Below are 19,648 nucleotides of genomic sequence, written 5' to 3' on the forward strand. Positions count from 1 at the left end.
GGCAGGTAGGTCGTGTAGCACAGGTAGTTGAGGAGTAAACACATTTGTGTTACCTTTATCCTATGGCACGGCCATTGAGGGAAACAGGGAAGAATGTGTAAGTAGAATGCAATTTCTAGCGCTCCCTGTAATAATTAAAGACGGAAACCGTCATATTTGTAAAACATTATAAGAAAAGAGCATGGGTTTATTGAAATTTATCATGATTACCATTTTTGTAATATGGGTAATCAGAATTATATTGAGGCTGGTGTTTCCAATGGTACTGAAAAGTATGTTCAGTAAGATGCAGCGTCAAGCGAGCGCTGGTGCTGGTGCCGGGCGCGGGCCGGCGTATAATGCTAATCCTAAACCAGAAGGGTCCATTTCCATTGAATATATGCCACCACAACCTAAGAAAGGCAATGCCGACAAATTGGGTGATTTCGTTGAATATGAAGAATTAAAATAATAAAATATTTAATTCCGTTTTAAAGGCTGCTTATTTCCTTCATTTTTATATTTTTGGGGTTAGTTTTATATTAAATAACCCTTAATGAATACTTGGTTCAAAAGAAATGGCACGCACTTAGCCATCATCGGATTTTTCGTAATTATCTGTTTTGCTTATTTCGGCCCTGTCATGCAAGGCAAAGGCCTGGCGCAAAGTGATGTACTGCAGGCTAAAGCCATGCAAAAAGAAATTATGGATTACAAAGCCAAAGAGGGTAAGGGGCCGCTTTGGACGAACCAAATGTTTGGTGGTATGCCTGCTTACCAGATTTGGGTACAATACCCAATGAATGGGGCTACACATGTGATATCCCTGATTAAAACTGTGTTTCCGGATCCAGTGGATGTGGTTTTATTATATCTTTTAGGTGCGTACTTCTTATTTAGCGTATTAAAGGTCAAGCCCTATCTGGCCGCTGTAGGTGCCATCGCATTTGCATTTACCTCTTATAATTTTATCATAATTGCCGCAGGGCATAGCAATAAAGCTATGGCCATTGCTTTTTTTGCACCGATAATTGCATCGGTGATTCTTTCCCTGCGAGGTAAATACTGGCTCGGCGGAAGTTTATTTGCCTTGTTTATGGCCTTAGAAATTCGTTCTAACCATATCCAGATGACTTATTACCTATTTCTTGCCCTATTAATTTTCATAGGAATAGAATTGTATTATGCTTATAAAGAGGGACGCCTAAAGCCGTTCGGTAAAAGTATCGGATTCCTGGCTATGGGTGGCGTACTTGCCTTAATGGTGAATGCCAGTACACTTTGGACGACCTATGAATATGGTTTAGAATCTAATCGTGGTAAATCAAATTTAACATCAGCTAATAAAGCGGAAGAAAATTCCGGTTTAACAAAAGAATACGCTTATGGATGGAGCCAGGGTGTAGGCGAAAGTTTAACTTTTCTAATTCCTGACTTATATGGTGGTGCAAGTGGTATTGAAGCTTTAGCCGATCCAGAAAGTGAAACCTATAAAACCTTAGCCGCACTAACCGGTGGTAACCCTACACAAGCTATTCAGCAATTAGCTGGACAAATTGGATTGCAGCAATATTGGGGTGGTAAACCTTTTACATCCGGGCCTTATTACTTTGGGGCAATCATATGCTTTCTTTTTGTATTCGGTTTATTGATCGTACGCAGCCGTCTGAAATGGTGGATTCTTGGTACTTCCATATTGTTTATGTTCTTGTCCTTTGGCAGTAACTTCCCCTTAATCTCAGACATATTCTTCGATTATTTCCCATTATACAATAAATTCAGGGCTGTTGAATCCATTATTGCTGTTGTTAGTTTATTGGTTCCTTTGTTGGCCATCCTTGCTGTTAAGGAAGCGATAGAAGGTGCCTATGAGCAGAAAGTGCTTGTTAAAAAACTAAACATTGCTGCAGGAATTACAGGCGGTTTATGTTTATTGGTGGCTATTATGCCTACGGCATTTTTCAGCTTTACCACATCAAACCATGGTTTAATGGTAGATGCTTTAACGCAGATGTTGCAGAACAACCGTGCTGAAGCGATGAAAATTGGTAATGCACTTATTGCTGACCGTGCTGGTCTTGCACGTGCCGACGCCATTCGTTCTTTATTGTTTATAGCTGTTGGTTATGGCTTGATCTGGGCTTACATCACCAAGAAGATGAATCTTTCCGTGACGCTGATCTTATTAGGTTTTGCGGTATTGATTGATATGTGGCAGGTAGATCGTCGTTATTTAAACAACAACAACTTTGCGAATAAAGTAGATCTCAAAAATCATTTTCAGCCAAGAGATGTAGATACCTTTATAATTGCTGATCAGGATCCGGATTTCAGGGTACTGGATTTAACCATTTCTACTTTTCAGGATGCAAGTGCATCACAATTTCATAAGACAATTGGCGGTTACCATGCTGCTAAGTTAAAACGTTATCAAGAGTTGATCGATAACCAATTTTCGAAAAGTATCAATCAGGATGTTCTTGATATGCTTAATACAAAATACCTGATTACGCAGGATCCGCAAAACGGATCTTATAAAATGCAGCGTAACCCTACAGCTGCGGGTCATGCATGGATTGTACAGAGTGTGCAGTATGTTAAAGATGCCGATGAAGAAATGAAGGCCATCAGTAGCTTTGATCCAAAAAAGGAAGCTATCGTTGACGAGCGTTATAAAGGTTTAATTGACGAGAAGAAAATCACTTCAGGTGGCCCTAATGCGATGATTAAGCTGGAAAGTTATCATCCTGATCATTTGGTTTACTCTTACAGTGCGCCAAGTGATGTAATCGCTGTTTTTTCTGAAATCTATTACGACAAAGGATGGAACATGTACGTAGATAAAGTGAAAAAACCTTATTTCCGTGCGGATTACGTATTACGTGCCGCCCAGCTGGAAGCAGGAAACCATACGGTTGAGTTTAAATTTGAGCCAACTTCTTATTATACGGGAGAAAAGATTTCACTTGCAGGATCGTTACTACTGGTAGTAGCCTTAGGGTTTGCTTTTTACAGCGAAAACAAGAGAAAAAAAACTGCTTAAGCTTAAACTTTGAGGATTCTTTACGCGATTCAGGGAACCGGTAATGGCCATATCAGCCGTGCCAGGGAAATTGTTCCTTTGCTGCAGCAACATGGCGCAGTAGATTTATTGATCAGCGGAACTCAAAGTGACGTTAAACTGGAGCAGCCCGTAAAGTACCAGTTGCATGGATTCAGTTTCATCTTTGGTAAAAAGGGAGGCGTCCACCACTTGGAAACCTTTAAAACGATGAATCTTCCGCGTTTTGTAACCGACATGCGGAAGATTCCATTGAAAGATTACAACCTCATCATTAACGATTTTGAACCTGTTACCGCTTGGGCCTGTAAAATGCAGGGTATAGAAAGTGTAGGTTTAAGTCACCAGGCAGCTTTTCAGTCGGAGAAGGTGCCAAAGCCTAAAAGCATCGATTGGGCCCAGCTGGTAATGAAGTATTATGCACCAGCCACCCATTATGTAGGTTTTCATTTTCATAAATACGATGATTTTATCAATACGCCCGTAATTCGTTCAGAAATAAGAAACCTGAAGGTGAGCAACGATGGACATTATACCGTTTATTTGCCTGCTATTGACGACAAAATATTGGTGCCCCTGCTACAACAATTACCAAATGTGCAGTGGAAGGTTTTTTCCAAGCACAGCAAATTCAAATACCGGGCAAATAATGTAGACGTTTCACCGGTTGATCACTCCGAGTTTAACCAGAGCCTTGCCAGTTGTGCTGGTTTATTCACCGGTGGTGGCTTTGAAGGTCCTGCTGAAGCATTATTTTTGGGGAAAAAGCTGTTAGTTATGCCGATGCGTTTTCAATACGAACAGCAATGTAATGCTTATGCTTTAAAGCAACTAGGTTTTCCTGTGATCTGGGGGAGTAATAGGAACTGGCTTCCAAACTTGAAAAGCTGGGTCGAGAACCCTCAGGAATACAAAATTGACTTCCCTGATGAAACCGCTGCGGTTATTGATGAAGTAGTGAGCCGCTTTGCCAGATAATTTCCTTTACTTTGAGTTCTTAAACCGGTATGATTAACCAATTCAGAACAATAAACCCCATAAACGTCCTTTATTTATTCGCGTATACCTTTTTTATGCGGATTGCGATTTTCGTGGACATGCCTCCCATGCTGAACTTTGAGTTTGTGGAACCCTACGCTAAACTGTTTTTTCACATTCCTATAGCTGGCAATATCATTAGTCCTACACTTAACGTGGTATGTGCTGGATTAATCGTATTCCTGCAAGCGTTAATTTTTAATCGCGTGGTAAATAACCATGGTTTGTTAAGTAAACCAGGTTACCTGCCTGCCTTATTATACATTACCGGGGCCAGTCTGTTTTTACCTTTTCTAGTGCTTAGCCCGGTACTCATGTGCAACTTTCTGCTGATCATGGTCATGGATAAAATCCTGAAAATAGGGAAAGCACCAAATGCGATTATGCTGGTGTTCGACATTGGGATGATCATTGCCATTGGCACCCTTATATATTTTCCTTTTGTAGCCATGATGCCGCTTATTTGGCTATCTCTGTTGTTATACCGTTCATTTAACTGGCGCGAATGGCTTTCTGGTCTGGTGGGTTTCGCTCTGGTCTTTTTCTTTATTGCGGTATATTATTACTGGCAGGACCAGCTTGGGCTTTTTTACCGGATCTGGCTTCCTTTGACCAATAAATTTCCTGTTATTTTCAAGATCAACTATAACGATTACCTGGTGTTAGTGCCTGTGGCCATTATGATGGTGCTGGCCATGATACAACTAAGGAAAAATTTTTTCCGCAGTTTCATCTATACCAGAAAAGCCTTTCAGGCATTATTTTTTATGTTTCTATTGGCGGTAGTCAGCTGTTATGCCAAACCCGGCTTTCGTTTATATCATTTTTTGTTATGTGTTCCTCCAGGTGCCGTATTGCTGGCTTATTATTTTTCAAACGCCACAAAGCGTTGGTTTTATGAAAGTTTATTCCTCATACTGGTCATCACGATACAGTGCTTTTTGTTCGTTTAACTTTTTTTAACAAATTGATCCCTTGAAACTTGCTAAAGATTAATAGCTTTGTGCCATGAAGTTTGTAGCTGTAGGCCATGCATAACCTGGTTATAGATGTTGGAAATACAAACAGTAAAATCGCTGTTTTTAAATCCAGGACGCTGGTTTCATTTGAATCGGTTCCCAAACTTGATACCCGCAGGATAGCGGCATTATTGGAGCAGTATCAAATTGATTGTGCTACTGTTTCCAGTGTAAATGAAGAAGAAGTTGACGTTAAAGAACTGCTGAGGGCCAATAGCCGGTATTTTGAATTTTCTACCCAAATCAATCCGGGGATTAAAAACAACTATAAAACGCCTGATACATTAGGGTTAGACCGGTGGGCAAAGGTTATTGCCGCATACCAGTTATATCCTGGTGAAGATTGTTTGATCATTGATGCAGGAACCTGTATTACGTATGATCTTTTATATGGGGATGCCAGTTATGATGGGGGTAGTATTAGTTTAGGACTGCAAATGCGGTTTCAGGCATTAAACCATTATACCGAGCGGTTGCCACTGGTTAAAAAGCCGGCACCTGATGAAGTGATTCCCGAAGGAATAGATACCTTTACTGCTATACAGCATGGGGTATTGCAAGGTGCAGTGCATGAGGTGGCAGGGTTCATCACCAAGCCGTTTACGAATAACAATAAAATAAAAGTGCTGATCACCGGAGGCGACGCACCCTTTTTCCTGAATCAATTAAAAGGGTATAAATTTGCAGAGCAGGTAATTCACGAACCATACTTAGTATTAAAAGGATTAAATGAAGTCATTGCATTTGAATATGTACAAAAGAATTAGTTATATCACTGCCATTATGGTTGTGCTAATCAGCATGAACTTAAAGGCACAGGTTACCACACAGTCGCCATACAGTAAATTCGGTGTTGGAAACATTAGGGGCGTTGTTACGCCTCAGTTACGTGGAATGGGCGGGATTTCTACCGGTGTATATAAGCCTAGTGGTTACAGTAATGTAAATATGCACAATCCGGCTTCTTACCCAGGAATTAACCTGACAACAGTCGACATCGGTATAATGGGTAGCCTGACTACATTAGATGACGGTTCGACTTCTGAGAATAGTTTTAACGGAACCCTTAGCCATCTTTTAATTGGTATTCCAGTATCCAGCAGGTCTGCCTTGAGTTTTGGGGTGGTTCCTTATACTGATTTAGGTTATTCTTTTACTAACCGGGTTACGTTGAGTAATGGTCCAAATTCAGATGCACAGCAAGCAGATTATATCTACAGTGGCGAGGGCGGATTAAATAAAGGATTTATTGGTTACGGTTACAGGTTCGGAAAGTACCTTAAAATAGGCGCTAATGTAGAATACCTTTTTGGTAACCTGCAGAATTCCCGTTCTACAGAATTGGTTGTCCCAGATACAGTATCGAATAATACCATCAATTCTCGTATGCAGGACAAAAATAGTATTGGTGGGCTCACCTTCTCTTATGGTGTGCAATATGATATTCCATTGGATAGCAAAACATCTATTATTCTAGGTTACTCTGGATCGTCTTCCTCAAAGGTGTCATCAACCAGGTCGATGGTGGTTACGCAATATTCCAAGAACTCCATGGGCGAAGAGAATTCTGCTTTAGATACTTTGGTGAATAATGTTGGAAGTTCAACTGATCTGAAGCTGCCATTGATACATAATTTCGGCTTCACTATACAACGTGATAACAAATGGTTAATCGGTGCTGATTACCGCATGGGTAAGTGGTCTGAAGCCAGCATTGGCGGGGAGAGCCTGGGACTGCAGAATACCAATGGTTTTTCGGTGGGTACACAGGTTACGCCTGATATTAACTCCATCAATAGTTTTTTCAAACGTATGGATTACCGGTTAGGTTTTACTTACGACAAAACATATGTTCAAATCAACCAGCATGATATTAAACAGATGGCCTTAACTTTCGGGGTTGGTGTTCCATTGGCACGTGCCACGAGTGGATTATCATTTTATAAATTAAACTTTACCACAGAAATTGGTAAGAGAGGAAATACTTCTGATGGTCTGCTTCAGGAAAACTATGTTAATTTCAGCTTAGGTTTTACCCTGAACGATAAATGGTTTAGAAAGTTCAAATTCGACTAACATGAATAGCCTCGGTATTCGATATGGTATATTAGTTATACTGGGCTTAACACAAATGATATTGTGGTCATCCTGTAATGAGGATGACCTAAAAAAGGCTGCTGCCATTTCGGCTAGTAAAGTGGCCTTTACCCGCGACCGCTCTTTAGGTGTTGAGGTAATTTACAGTGACTCGGCCAAAGTTAAAGCGAAAGGTTTTGCCCCCGTACTCGATAAAGTGAGTCCCAAAGACGGTAAAACGTATCAGGAAATGCCCAAAGGGGTGAGTGTTGACTTTTATGGTGATTTGCAGACTAAAACAGGGAGTATTACTTCCGAGTATGCGATTATGAAAGAGACCGAACAGCTGATCATCTTTCGTAAAAACGTGGTGGTGGTTACTGAAAATATGACATTTAATACGGAAGAACTGACCTGGGACCAAAACAAAAAGATGTTCTTTTCCCCTAAAGGAGTTGTAAAAAGACCCGATGGATCCTTTGTAGATGCCATAAACTTTTCTGCACCCCAAGATTTCAGTACTACTACCTTTGAGCAAGGTTACGCAGAAACCTATATCAAGGGTGATCTGACCGATCAATAGCAGAATCTAACACTACTTATTCCCTTAATTTATAAATACTTATTCAATTGCCTTTTTAATTTTCTTTTTTTGGCAAAAGTTGTATCTTGCGCCCTCTTAAAAAAATTAAATAAGAATATTATGGGTTTAATGACATTTTTGCGTAATCGTGCAGGCTTCATCATTATTGGCTTTATCGGTTTTGCAATTGTTGCATTTTTGTTGGGCGATGCGATTAACGTAGGTAAGCCATTCTGGGCTGAGTCTCAACGAGTAGTGGGAACGATAGACGGTGAATCTATTGACATCGAAGAATTCGGTAAAAAAGTAGAACAAAGTCAGGCACAATTACAACAACAATACGGAGGCGGTTCAAACCCTCAAATGCAGGCAATGGCGGTAGAGAACGTATGGAACGGTGAAGTGGCCAATGTTTTATTAAATAAAGAATACAATCGTTTAGGATTAACTGTATCCAGCGATGAATTGTTCGACCTTTTACAAGGTAAAAATCCTAGTCCGCTTATTGTACAATACTTCGGCAACCCCCAAACAGGTCAGGTTGACCGTGCTGCTGTTATAAGCAGTTTAAAACAACAAAGCCAAAATCCAGAGTTAAAAGCACAATGGGATCTTTTGCAAGAAGAAATAGAGAAGCAAGCCTTACAAGAAAAGTATGGTAACCTGATTAAAAACTCTCTGTACGTAACTTCCTTAGAAGCTAATGATGAGTATATCAACAGAAACAAATTGGCCAGCTTCAATTATGTAGCTTTGGATTATGCTTCTATTGCTGATGCAACCTTGAAACTAACAGATGCAGATTTTTCAGCATACTATAACGAGAACAAAAAGCGTTTTGACAATCCGGTAGAAACCAGAACATTTGAATATGTTACTTTTTCTGCTGAACCAACTAAAGAAGATTCCACAGCCATCAGGGCTCAAGTAAATAAATTAGCTGCTGATTTTAAAACAGCTAAAAACGATTCGCTGTTTTCAGCAATCAATTCTGATGTTAAGGTTCCTTATACTTACCTAACTAAAGGATCTTTAGACCCAGAGGTAGATTCTGCAGTATTCTCTTTACCAGCAGGAAGTTTCTATGGACCGGTATTGTCTGGTAACTCTTTCAAACTGGCTAAAGTAGTTGATTCTCGTTTTTCACCAGATTCGGTTAAGGCAAGTCATATCTTAATTGATGCTGCCAGAGCAGGTGGTGTAGATAAAGCAATGAAACAAGCAGACTCATTGAAAACATTAATTCAGAATGGCGCTAGTTTCGCGACCTTAGCTGCACAATACAGTGTTGACGGTTCAAAAGATAAAGGTGGCGATTTAGGTACGTTTAGTCGTGGTCAAATGGTTCCTGAATTTGAGAATGCTGCATTTAACGGTAAAGTTGGTGACCTGAAAGTGGTACGTTCACAGTTTGGAGTACACTTAATTAAGATCGAAAAACAAGTTGGTTCATCAAAAGTGGTGAAGCTGGCTTATATTGAGAAAAATTTAGCGCCAAGCAGCAAAACAAGAGATGCCGCATATAAAAAGGCCACTAGCTTCCTTAGCCAGGTAAAAGATAATAACTTTAGTGCTGTGGCACAGAAAAACGGTTATACTGTAGCGATAGCTGATAAAGTTGCCGCAAGCCAGGGTTACGCTCCAGGATTGGATAATCCACGTCCGATCATCAAAGATGCTTATGAAGCAGAAGCTGGTGAAGTATTAGGCCAGGTTTATACCATGGATAATGCCTTTGTGGTTGCTCGTTTAACACAAATCAGACCTAAGGGAATATTGCCTTTAGAAGCAGTTAAGAAAGATATTGAGCCTTTGGTACGCCAGGAGGTGAAAGCTAAAATGCTTACCGAGAAAATGAATAGCGCTGTAAAAGGTGCTGCTAATATCAACCAGGTTGCGCAAAAAGTAGCTAAACCAATTGTGCCAGTGGAAAACATTGTATTTGCTAACCCTGTAGTTCCAGGAGTTGGACAAGAGAATAAACTGGTAGGTTCGGTATTCGGATCACAGGTTGCTAAAGTATCTGCTCCGGTAGCAGGTGAAAGAGGTGTTTATGTGTTTAGTGTAAACGCATTTAGCACACCTGCACCTTTAGCTAATGTGTTTAAACTAAAAGAAACTATGTTAATGTCTCTTACTCAGCGCTCTTTAGGCTCCGCTTTCCAGGCATTAATTGCTAAAAGCGAGATAAAAGACAATAGGGTGAAATTCTATTAATCTTATTTTATGTAATTTTGTAACCGGAAGCAACACTGCTTCCGGTTTTTTTATTTTAGCACCATGGAGATACAGGAAAATTTTGTTAATAAAGTAGCCGCCAGTGGGTTGGTTACTCTAAACCTGGAGGATTATTATCCGACCGGAGAACGCCTGGTATATGATATCAAGGAAAATCTTTTTCATGGACTTATGTTAAGGGAAAAAGATTTCAGGGAATTTATTAAAACACACGACTGGACACAATATGCTGGTAAGAACGTGGCCATTATCTGTTCTGCAGATGCCATTGTTCCCACTTGGGCTTACATGTTGTTGTCTAACCGGATGAAACCCTATGCCAATGAAGTGGTATTTGGCAGCCTGGAGGTTTTAGAAGCCGTATTATTTACCAAGGCCCTGGCTAAGATCGACCTCAATGCTTATGCAAATGAACGTGTGGTAATCAAAGGATGCGGTGATATTGCTGTGCCAACTTCTGCTTATGTAGAGTTGACCAACTTGCTTACACCCGTAGTTAAAAGTATCATGTATGGGGAGCCTTGTTCAACGGTTCCAGTATTTAAACGCAAGGATTAAAAATTTGGAAAGCTTTTTGCAAAGCCTGTGTATGAGATATACCTACCTGTTTGCCATCTTTACGTTATTAACCAGCAATATTACTTACGCTCAGCAATTACCATTTTTAAAAGAATCCGTATTTCAGCCAGGCGAAGTACTTACCTACAAACTTAAGTACGGCTTTATTACAGCTGCCGAAGCAACAATCAGGGTAACAAATTCAGACCAGAAGTTTGACGGTAAGCCAACCTATAAGTTATCGGTTGATGCCAGAACCTCTGGATCATTTGATGTGTTTTATAAAATCAGGGATCATTACGATTCATATATTGATAAAACGCAGCTCACCCCTTATTTTTACCAGGAAAATATCCGAGAGGGAAAATATCGTCGTCAAGACAAAGCACGGTTTACGCAAAGTACCCGTAAAGTGGTTTCGAACCGGGGTACTTTCACCGGACCTACCAATCAGACTTTCGACCTGGTTTCTGCTTATTATTTTGCAAGGAGCCTGGATATTTCAAAAATGAAAATCGGCGACAAGTTTGCTTTGAATTATTTCCTGGGAGATGAGATATCGCAGTTACAAATTGAATATATAGGGAAAGAAGTGGTGAAAAGCAAACTTGGCACTATCAGGTGCTTGAAATTTAGCCCTTCTATACAGCCAGGGCGGATTTTCAGAAAAGACAGCAGGTTGTACCTCTGGATTACCGATGATGGCAACAGGGTGCCTGTAAAGGCCGAAGTAGAGATACTGGTAGGTGCAGTGACCATGGAAATAAACTCTGCTACCGGATTGAAATATCCCTTAGCTAAAATTGATTAATACGATTACAATGATAGAAGTACAAAACACCTTGGTACATGAAGATTTAATCCGTGAAAACTTTGTGTGTAATTTAAATAAATGCAAGGGGATCTGTTGTGTGGAAGGCGATTCTGGTGCACCATTGGAGCATGCTGAAAAGGCGATCCTGGAAGAGATTTACCCTGTGATTAAACATATGCTGGCGCCGAGAGGCATCGAGGCCATTGAAAAATACGGTACTTCGGTAGTCGATGCAGATGGTGACCTAACCACTCCCTGTGTAGATGGCAATAAAGAATGTGCTTATGTGACCTTTGAAAACGGAATCACAAAATGCGCCATTGAGAAAGCACATGAACAAGGTTTGGTAGATTGGCAAAAACCTATTTCCTGTCACCTTTACCCGATTAGGATTACGCAATACCCAGAATTTGATGTGTTAAACTATGACCGTTGGAGCATTTGTAGTGATGCCTGTACGTTTGGGCGTGAGTTGAAAGTTCCGGTTTACCAGTTTCTGAAAGGTCCGCTCATCAGGAAATATGGTGCGGAGTGGTATGCACAGCTGGAAGATAGTGTTAGATTAGGCGTGTAAGTACAACATTGTTATCTTTACCAAAAGTAATAATTAACCGAAACTAAAATATTATAATTTGAAAGGAATAATACTAGCAGGGGGAAGCGGCACCAGGTTGCACCCTTTAACCCTGGTGATGAGCAAACAAATGATGCCGGTTTATGATAAACCAATGATCTATTACCCATTGTCGACATTGATGCTTGCAGGGATTAAAGAAATCCTAATCATTTCGACGCCTCACGATTTGCCAAATTTTGAGAAACTTCTAGGAGATGGAAGCCGTTTAGGTTGTAAGTTTAGTTATGCCGTACAGGCAGAGCCAAATGGCTTAGCTCAGGCTTTTGTAATTGGTGCTGATTTTATTGGAGATGATAAAGTGGCATTAGTATTAGGTGATAACATTTTTTACGGCGATGGCATGTCGCGCTTATTACAAAGCAGTGCAGATCCCGAAGGTGGTGTGGTTTTCGCATACCAGGTATCAGACCCAGAACGCTACGGGGTTGTAGAATTCGATGCTGATAATAAAGCGATCTCTATTGAAGAGAAACCCACGCAACCCAAATCTGACTATGCCGTTCCAGGTCTTTATTTCTATGACAACAGTGTGGTAGAAATTGCTAAAAATATCAAACCTTCACCACGTGGAGAATATGAGATCACTGATGTGAACAAGGTTTACCTGGAACAGGGAAAACTTAAAGTTGGTGTATTGAGCAGGGGAACCGCCTGGTTAGATACAGGAACTTTTGCGTCCTTAATGCAGGCAGGCCAATTTGTTGAAGTAATTGAAGAGCGTCAGGGCTTGAAAATCGGATGTATTGAAGAGGTTGCTTACCGTATGGGTTTTATCGATAAAGAACAGTTAAGGGCAATTGCCACACCACTGGTTAAGAGCGGTTATGGTGCATACTTGCTAAAAATGGTCAAATAATTTATTGTAAAATACATTCTTATTTGTATACGCAGGGCTTGGAAACAAAAAAGCTTGACATGAAAAGGTCCCGATTGATTACAATCGGGACCTTTTTTCATTATGTTTTAAAAGTAATTACTTTGATTTCTTTGCGGCCTGCATCGGATTTGGTCCTACAGATTGTCCCCTTGCTGCACCACCAGATTTCTGTTTGAACAATTGGAACTTGGTCGGCTGCGCCTGGCCACCCCAGGTATTGTTCGATTCATCAATATCAGCTGTTTCGCGCATTGGATCCAATTTGATCGCCACCACTTCCTGATCTTCAATATATACCTTCGAAGCGTTGTTTTCATTTAAACGCCAGATTTGTGCAGGAATGCGGTCTATTTTCTTAGTACCATCTCCATAAGTGAATTCTACAATCACAGGCATTATTAAGCCGCCCTTATTGCTGAAAGATAGTTCATATAAGTGTTTGTTAGCATAGTTCTTTTGATCAGCCGCAGATAAAGGTTCAATTGGCATGTCAATGGACTGTTTACGAGCAGTGGTATCCACTTTTTCTAAACCACGTGCATATCGCCAGTAAAAGTCTCTGGTGTTTTTGTCCTGGTCGGTGTAAAAAGTAGTTGACTTATCTTCTCTATTTCTAATTTTAGAGATGTCTTCAAAAGCATTCACTGCCGGTTTATCTATCGCAACCAGGCGTTCTCTTGCAGGTGGCAATTTGGCGTTTAAATCAGGTCTTGCATATTTCACAGAATCCAAAGAAATATCACAGGCGTCGGTACTGTAAAACCAACCTCTCCAGAACCAATCAAGGTCCTCACCGCTGGCATCTTCCATTGTTCTGAAAAAATCAGCGGGAGTAGGGTGTTTAAAAGCCCATCTCCTTGCATATTCTTTAAAAGCGTAATCAAATAGCTCTCTGCCCATAATCGTTTCTCTAAGGATGTTTAACGCAGTGGCTGGCTTAGAATATGCATTAGGACCAAAACGCACAATGTTTTCAGAATTTGTCATCACCGGCTCCAATTGGTCTTTAGGAAGTTTCATGTAATCAATAATGGTGTAAGCGGGCCCTTTTTTTGTTGGGAATTTATTATCCCAAAGTTCTTCCGTGAGGTACTCCAAAAATGAGTTCAAACCTTCGTCCATCCAGGTCCATTGACGTTCATCACTGTTTACGATCATTGGAAAGAAGTTATGGCCCACTTCATGGATAATCACTCCGATCATACCGTTTTTAGTTGATTCGCTATAAGTGCCGTCCTTTTCTGTACGGCCATAATTAAAACAAATCATCGGGTATTCCATTCCATTGGCTGCTTCCACACTTTGAGCCACCGGATAAGTATAAGGAATGGTGAAATCAGAATAGGTTTTGATGGTGTGGGCAATCGCCTTAGTCGAAAACTTGCTGTATAACCCATAGGCTTCTTTAGGATAAAAACTCATGCACAACACTGATTTTCCTTCTATAGGTTGTGCCATGGCATCCCAAACATATTTTCTGGAAGAAGTCCAGGCAAAGTCCCTCACGTCATTGGCTTGGAATATCCAGGTTTTTGTGCCTGATTTTTTTGTAGTTTCCGCTTTTTTAGCCTCTGCCAAGGTTACGATCTCTATGGGCTCAGTGGCTTTTGTGGCCTTATTGTACCTGGTTAATTGTTCAGGGGTTAACACCTTTTCGTAATTCAAACACTCACCGGTAGATCCAACGATATGGTCTGCAGGAACGGTCATTTCCACTTTAAAGTTTCCAAAAGTTAGGGCAAATTCACCACGTCCTGTAAACTGGTGGTTCTGCCAGCCTTGGAAATCACTATACACGCATAAACGTGGGTACCATTGTGCCATAGTAAATAAGTGGTTACCATCTTCCGGGAAAAACTCATAACCACCACGACCACCAATATCCATGCGATCTGCAATTTTATAGGTCCAGTTTACATTGAATACAAAGGATTGTCCGGATTTTAAGCCAGCAGGAATTTCTACACGCATCATCGTTTTGTTGATCGTGTATTGTAAATCTTTGCCTTGGGCATCCGTTAATTTTTTAATCTGTATGCCAAGTCCGTTATCCTTATTGGTGGCTTGCAACCTGTCGACCATTTTTGTTGTGGCGATGTTGGGCATTTTCGAGCTCGACTGGTAATTAGCGTTGTTAATGGTGCTGTGTTCATTTTCATCAAGCTGTAACCATAGGTAAGTCAACACATCTGGGGAGTTGTTCACGTAAGTAACAGTTTGTTCACCAGTAAGTAAAAGGTTTTTTTCGTCAAGCGTACATTTAATGTCGTAATCAGCACGTTGTTGCCAGTATTTCACTCCAGGAGCACCGCTTGCTGTCCGTTGCTCGTTAGGCGTAGGTAATATGGTTCCTAATTGTTCAAATTTATTACCATGGTTGCTGTCAGGGTTATTTCGAATGTTTTGAGCATGCGTTAATCCGGTGAAAGTACATAGTAGGGTAATCAGGGTAAAAATTTTCTTCATAGAAGCTTCGGTTTATGACACAAATTAATTGCGTAGCTAAATTTAAAACGTTTTTTTGTAAAACACTAAACAATTGCTTATAATTAACCGCACTCCGCTTAAAAGGCCTTGTGAATTTACATCATGACCGTACTATTTAGCCAATTCTTAGTGTTTTGTTTCATGTTACTGGGTTTAATCCCATCATCCCCGGTACAAACGGGGTCGCTTGATTATAACAGTAGTGCCGCAAGTGAAATCAGCCTGTTGCATCCATTGCATTTAAGCAGCATGGATATCAATTATACTACTAAAGGTGGAACATTAGAAATTAGTTGCCGTTTGTTTACAGACGATATGGAGGATGCATTAAAAAAACAGTTTAATGTGCCAGCGGACCTATCCGCACCAGCCAAACACGAGGCCATGAACTCGCTGCTAAAAAAATATATTGCCATGCATTTAAAGTTTCAGGCAAATGGTAAACCGGTAATCTTAAATTACCTTGGCTTTGAAAAGGACAGGGAGGCGGTCATCGTTTATGTAGAATCCGCACCGATAAAATCGTTAAAAAAACTGGAAGTCTATAATACCTTAATGTATGATTTATTTGACGACCAGACCAATATCATGCATGTAGTGGTAAATGGCAAGCGTAAAAGCGACAAACTTGATTATCCGGAAACAAAAGCGGTTATCTTTGAATAAATTATTCGATTCCGTAAAACCATGAACCCCTACCTGAAAAAACTTTACGAACTTTCCCTGGCGCCCAGTAGAATCATCATCGGCTTAATGTCGGGTACCTCCTTAGATGGCCTGGATGTGGCTTTGTGCCAATTTGAAGGCTCCGGGCTGGCTACCAAAATAAAGGTATTGCAGTTCAAAACCATTCCCTACCCATCAACTTTTAAGGAAGAACTCAAGTCGATCTCTTTTAAGGAGCAGGTAGATCTACAGAAATTGACGCTCTTAAACGCTTATATTGGAACCTACCATGCAGAACTTGTTCTGCAATGTTTAAGGGAATGGGGAGTACAGGTAGAAGAGGTTGATGTTATTGCCAGCCACGGGCAAACCATCTTTCATGCCCCAATAACCAAACACCAAAAAAGTTGCTGGCCCAACGCCACCCTCCAAATCGGCGATGGCGACCACCTTGCTGTAAAAACAGGCGTAATCACGCTAAGCGATTTCAGACAAAAACATATTGCCGCTGGAGGTGAAGGGGCGCCACTTGCCGTTTATGGCGATTACCTGATTTTCTCCAGTCCTGACGAAAATCGTATTCTTTTGAATATCGGTGGCATTGCCAATTTTACATATCTACCATCAGGAAAAAGTGCAGATCAGGTGTTCTCGACGGATGTTGGCCCTGGAAATACGATGATGGATCAATACGTGCAATTACACTATCCGGATTTGGCTTACGACAAAGACGCCCTGTTGGCTAGTGCTGGTCAGGTGCATCCCGAATTACTTGCCGCATTAGTAGATGAGCCATTCTTTGACCTGCCGTTTCCTAAAACAACCGGTCCGGAATTGTTTAACCTTCAATACCTGGATCAAGCTTTAGCCAAATTGGGTGTTAAACCCAAACATGAAGATGTTTTGGCTACCCTTTGTGAATACACCGCTACCACCATTGCTGCAGCAGTAGAAAGGGCTATGCGTTCATTAAATTTAAACCAGGATCAAACTTTAGCTTTTGAAATTTATATCAGTGGCGGAGGAATGCATAATCCATTGCTCCTGCAAAAGCTGGAAGAACTTTTACATAAGAAAATCAGGAACACCAGCGAGCTTGATGTAGATCCCGATGCCAAAGAAGCAGTGCTCTTCGCTTTATTGGCCAATGAATGTATAACAGGAGGGCGGCTTGATTTCGGAAGCCGCCCCGGTCTGCCATCTGTGTTAATGGGTAAAATCAGTCTGCCGGCCTAAATTGCAGCAGTTTCTTTTTTCAACCAGTTATTTTCTTCTTCCGTTAAAAACGGACTTAGTTTTTCGAATACCATGGCATTGTAGCTGTTCAACCACTGGATCTGGCTATTTTCTAACAAGTCTTTTTTAATGATATTGGTGCTGATTGGTGCAATGGTAAGTGCTTCAAAAGCATAAAACTCACCAAATTCGGTTTTGGCATCTTCAATGGTCGTTACTAAGTTTTCTATTCTGATGCCGTGTTTGCCAGGTCTGTAAATGCCAGGCTCAATGGAAGTGATCATGCCCAGTTCAATGGCCACAGGTATATTGGTTGGGTTAAACACCTGCGGTCCCTCATGCACATTTAAAAAATAACCTACACCGTGTCCGGTTCCATGGCCATAATTAATACCATGTTCCCAAATTGGCTTGCGGGTAATGGCATCGATCTGGTAACCGCAGGTACCTTTTGGGAAACGTGACTTACAACCATCAATCATGCCTTTTAACACTAAGGTATAATCGATACATTCCTCCTCTGTATTTTTGCCTAAAGATACCGTACGGGTAATATCTGTGGTGCCATAAAAATACTGACCCCCTGAATCAACCAGGAATAAACTTTCTGGTTGCAATTCCGAATCACTCTCAGCTGATGCTGAATAATGTGGCAATGCACCATGTGCTTTGTAAGCACTGATCGTCGTGAAACTATCCCCGATAAAACCTTCTTGTTCCGCTCTGTAACTTCGCAACCGTGCTGCTGCAGAAAGTTCGGTTATTTTTATTTTACCTATGTTTTCAGAAATCCATTTGAAGAAACGGGTTATCGCTACACCATCTTTGATCATGGTTGCCCTGGTATTCTTAAGCTCGGTTGAATTCTTAACCGCTTTCAAAACGGTCGATGGGTTGGTTTCTTTAATTACCTTCACACTAGCAGGTAATACTTTTAAATAAGCATAACAGTTGCGTTTAGGGTCGATCAATATAGAAGCATTAGCAGGCAATAAAGACAAATCACGTTCAATTTCATCGTAGGCAATAACTTCTACCCCACTTTTTAACAAAGTCTGTTTTTCAGCTTCTGTTAATTTAGCTGGGTCGATGTAGATTTTTGCATGGTCCTGGCTAATCAAAGCGAAACTCAGTACCACTGGGTTGTAATTCACATCTTTTCCCCTGATGTTAAAAAGCCAGGCCATGTCATCTAAAGAAGAAACCAAATGGAAATCTGCCTGATGTTTCGTTAATGCGGCTCTTACTTCCGCTAGTTTAGCACTTACACTTTGCCCGATATGCTCATCTTCAATTAAGAAAGCGGCATCTGTAGGTAACGCCGGTCGGTTTTCCCAAATGGGATCCAGGTAATCTTTATGGGTTAGCGTAATTCTTTTTTTTCCTAAGTTGAGCGTTAACAAATCTCCGGAAAGAATAGACAGCAACTTCTCATCTGTCGCCACCACATCGCCTGGCGCTAAAGTATCGTTTAACCAGTCAATATACTCAGGCATGTGCTGCACTTTCAATTTTACCAGTTCAAAACCACTCCCCGCTAACTGTTCTGCAGCCTGTTCGAAATATCTGGAGTCCGTCCACAAACCGGCAAAATCCTGGGTAATCACTAAAGTTCCGGCCGAACCCCTAAAACCTGAGGCAAAGGGAATGCATTTATAATGTTTTGGTAGGTATTCGCTCATGTGCGGATCGGCAGAAGGGATCAGGTAAGCCTGTACATTATCGGCCTCCATTTGTTTGCGTATTGCGGATAATTTTTCTTTATATGTCATTGTATCGCAGTAATTGTTGTCAAACAAAGTTAGTCATTTCAAATTATTGGCTGTCATAGTGGTGTAGGAAGGCATTAAACCCTGCGAAAACACTTTTGCAAATGCTTTGTTAAATCAGGAACACTTAAACCCAATGATCATGAACTTACCAGAGAACGAAAACGAGAATGTTCAAAACCAGCAAAACCAAAATCAGGAAAACCAAAGTCTGAATGATCAAAACCAAGACGAACAGAGCCAGGAAATGGACGATAAAGAACAATCGCAAACCAGTGAAGAACCTTCAGAATTTAGTGGCGTGATCCATGCATCGATGGAAGGTACAACAGAGCAGCAGCCTCTTGCTCAAGCCTATGAGGCAGCGCGGCCGTCCTATGAACTAGAAAGTGAAGAAGAGAGCGAAGATGACCAGGAAGAGGACAAATAATAGTTTTTGTAGAATTGGTCTAATAGTTGAGCTTAGCATTAATAAATACAGTAGATCTTCATGAAAACTGTGTTAATTTTAATACTTTCGCAAACTTAAAGGCACAATTACCTGTATGAAAAAAATATTACTTGTTATTTCATTTACGTTGATTTCTTTTATGGCTTTCAGCCAGCGCGA

17 protein-coding genes are annotated in these 19,648 nt (G+C 40.8%); 15 read left to right on the forward strand and 2 right to left on the reverse strand.

Annotation, left to right across the window (positions count from 1 at the left end; genetic code table 11):
- Nucleotides 1-181: 181 nt before the first annotated feature.
- The 12 genes from ACR2F3_RS04685 (at nucleotide 182) to rfbA (ending at nucleotide 12,859) form a co-directional block, all read left to right on the forward strand.
- Nucleotides 182-451 (forward strand): DUF4834 family protein, encoded by a 270-nt coding sequence (locus ACR2F3_RS04685; RefSeq protein ID WP_432708820.1) that lies wholly within the window; start codon nucleotides 182-184, stop codon nucleotides 449-451.
- An 84-nt stretch (nucleotides 452-535) separates the two neighbouring features.
- Complete coding sequence (locus tag ACR2F3_RS04690; protein ID WP_432708821.1) at nucleotides 536-3,022, forward strand: hypothetical protein; 2,487 nt, start codon at nucleotides 536-538, stop codon at nucleotides 3,020-3,022.
- 9 nt (nucleotides 3,023-3,031) lie between these two features.
- Nucleotides 3,032-4,018: a glycosyltransferase family protein gene (locus tag ACR2F3_RS04695; RefSeq protein WP_432708822.1), complete on the forward strand. Its 987-nt coding sequence runs from the start codon at nucleotides 3,032-3,034 to the stop codon at nucleotides 4,016-4,018.
- A 95-nt stretch (nucleotides 4,019-4,113) separates the two neighbouring features.
- On the forward strand, nucleotides 4,114-5,031 hold the full coding sequence (locus ACR2F3_RS04700) for a DUF6427 family protein (protein ID WP_432708823.1): 918 nt from the start codon (nucleotides 4,114-4,116) through the stop codon (nucleotides 5,029-5,031).
- A 77-nt stretch (nucleotides 5,032-5,108) separates the two neighbouring features.
- Complete coding sequence (locus ACR2F3_RS04705; RefSeq protein WP_432708824.1) at nucleotides 5,109-5,864, forward strand: type III pantothenate kinase; 756 nt, start codon at nucleotides 5,109-5,111, stop codon at nucleotides 5,862-5,864.
- The gene (locus tag ACR2F3_RS04710) at nucleotides 5,848-7,173 is read left to right on the forward strand and encodes a hypothetical protein (protein WP_432708825.1); all 1,326 of its coding nucleotides are present in this window, start codon (nucleotides 5,848-5,850) and stop codon (nucleotides 7,171-7,173) included. Before ACR2F3_RS04705 ends, ACR2F3_RS04710 begins: the two co-directional genes overlap by 17 nt.
- Before the next feature lie 55 nt (nucleotides 7,174-7,228).
- Entirely contained in the window at nucleotides 7,229-7,756 is a 528-nt protein-coding gene (lptC, locus tag ACR2F3_RS04715) for an LPS export ABC transporter periplasmic protein LptC (protein WP_432708826.1), read from the forward strand.
- A 120-nt stretch (nucleotides 7,757-7,876) separates the two neighbouring features.
- Nucleotides 7,877-9,973 carry a SurA N-terminal domain-containing protein gene (locus ACR2F3_RS04720; RefSeq protein ID WP_432708827.1) on the forward strand — a complete coding sequence of 699 codons (2,097 nt, stop codon included), beginning with the start codon at nucleotides 7,877-7,879 and terminating at the stop codon, nucleotides 9,971-9,973.
- A gap of 63 nt (nucleotides 9,974-10,036) precedes the next feature.
- The gene (locus ACR2F3_RS04725; RefSeq protein ID WP_432708828.1) at nucleotides 10,037-10,552 is read left to right on the forward strand and encodes a DUF2480 family protein; all 516 of its coding nucleotides are present in this window, start codon (nucleotides 10,037-10,039) and stop codon (nucleotides 10,550-10,552) included.
- 31 nt (nucleotides 10,553-10,583) lie between these two features.
- Nucleotides 10,584-11,363 carry a DUF3108 domain-containing protein gene (locus tag ACR2F3_RS04730; protein WP_432708829.1) on the forward strand — a complete coding sequence of 260 codons (780 nt, stop codon included), beginning with the start codon at nucleotides 10,584-10,586 and terminating at the stop codon, nucleotides 11,361-11,363.
- A 10-nt stretch (nucleotides 11,364-11,373) separates the two neighbouring features.
- Nucleotides 11,374-11,940: a DUF3109 family protein gene (locus tag ACR2F3_RS04735; RefSeq protein WP_432708830.1), complete on the forward strand. Its 567-nt coding sequence runs from the start codon at nucleotides 11,374-11,376 to the stop codon at nucleotides 11,938-11,940.
- A 58-nt stretch (nucleotides 11,941-11,998) separates the two neighbouring features.
- Entirely contained in the window at nucleotides 11,999-12,859 is an 861-nt protein-coding gene (gene rfbA / locus ACR2F3_RS04740) for a glucose-1-phosphate thymidylyltransferase RfbA (RefSeq protein WP_432708831.1), read from the forward strand.
- Between the two features lie 117 nt (nucleotides 12,860-12,976).
- Here rfbA and ACR2F3_RS04745 read toward each other — a convergent pair whose 3' ends face one another.
- On the reverse strand, nucleotides 12,977-15,346 hold the full coding sequence (locus ACR2F3_RS04745) for a M1 family metallopeptidase (RefSeq protein WP_432708832.1): 2,370 nt from the start codon (nucleotides 15,344-15,346) through the stop codon (nucleotides 12,977-12,979).
- Between the two features lie 162 nt (nucleotides 15,347-15,508).
- Between ACR2F3_RS04745 and ACR2F3_RS04750 the strand changes: the two genes are divergently transcribed.
- Entirely contained in the window at nucleotides 15,509-16,033 is a 525-nt protein-coding gene (locus ACR2F3_RS04750; protein ID WP_432708833.1) for a DUF6702 family protein, read from the forward strand.
- Between the two features lie 21 nt (nucleotides 16,034-16,054).
- A complete protein-coding gene (locus tag ACR2F3_RS04755; RefSeq protein ID WP_432708834.1) occupies nucleotides 16,055-17,269 on the forward strand; it encodes an anhydro-N-acetylmuramic acid kinase in 1,215 nt (404 codons plus the stop codon).
- On the opposite strand, the gene ACR2F3_RS04760 is transcribed toward ACR2F3_RS04755, so the two are convergent.
- Nucleotides 17,266-19,041, reverse strand: coding sequence for an aminopeptidase P family N-terminal domain-containing protein (locus ACR2F3_RS04760; RefSeq protein ID WP_432708835.1), 1,776 nt, complete (start codon nucleotides 19,039-19,041; stop codon nucleotides 17,266-17,268). The genes ACR2F3_RS04755 and ACR2F3_RS04760 overlap by 4 nt on opposite strands.
- Nucleotides 19,042-19,180: 139 nt before the next feature.
- On the opposite strand from ACR2F3_RS04760, the gene ACR2F3_RS04765 reads away from it, so the two are divergent.
- Complete coding sequence (locus ACR2F3_RS04765) at nucleotides 19,181-19,468, forward strand: hypothetical protein (protein WP_432708836.1); 288 nt, start codon at nucleotides 19,181-19,183, stop codon at nucleotides 19,466-19,468.
- Nucleotides 19,469-19,648: the final 180 nt, after the last annotated feature.

It is taken from the genome of Pedobacter sp. (genome assembly GCF_045627485.1).
Taxonomy (GTDB): domain Bacteria; phylum Bacteroidota; class Bacteroidia; order Sphingobacteriales; family Sphingobacteriaceae; genus Pedobacter.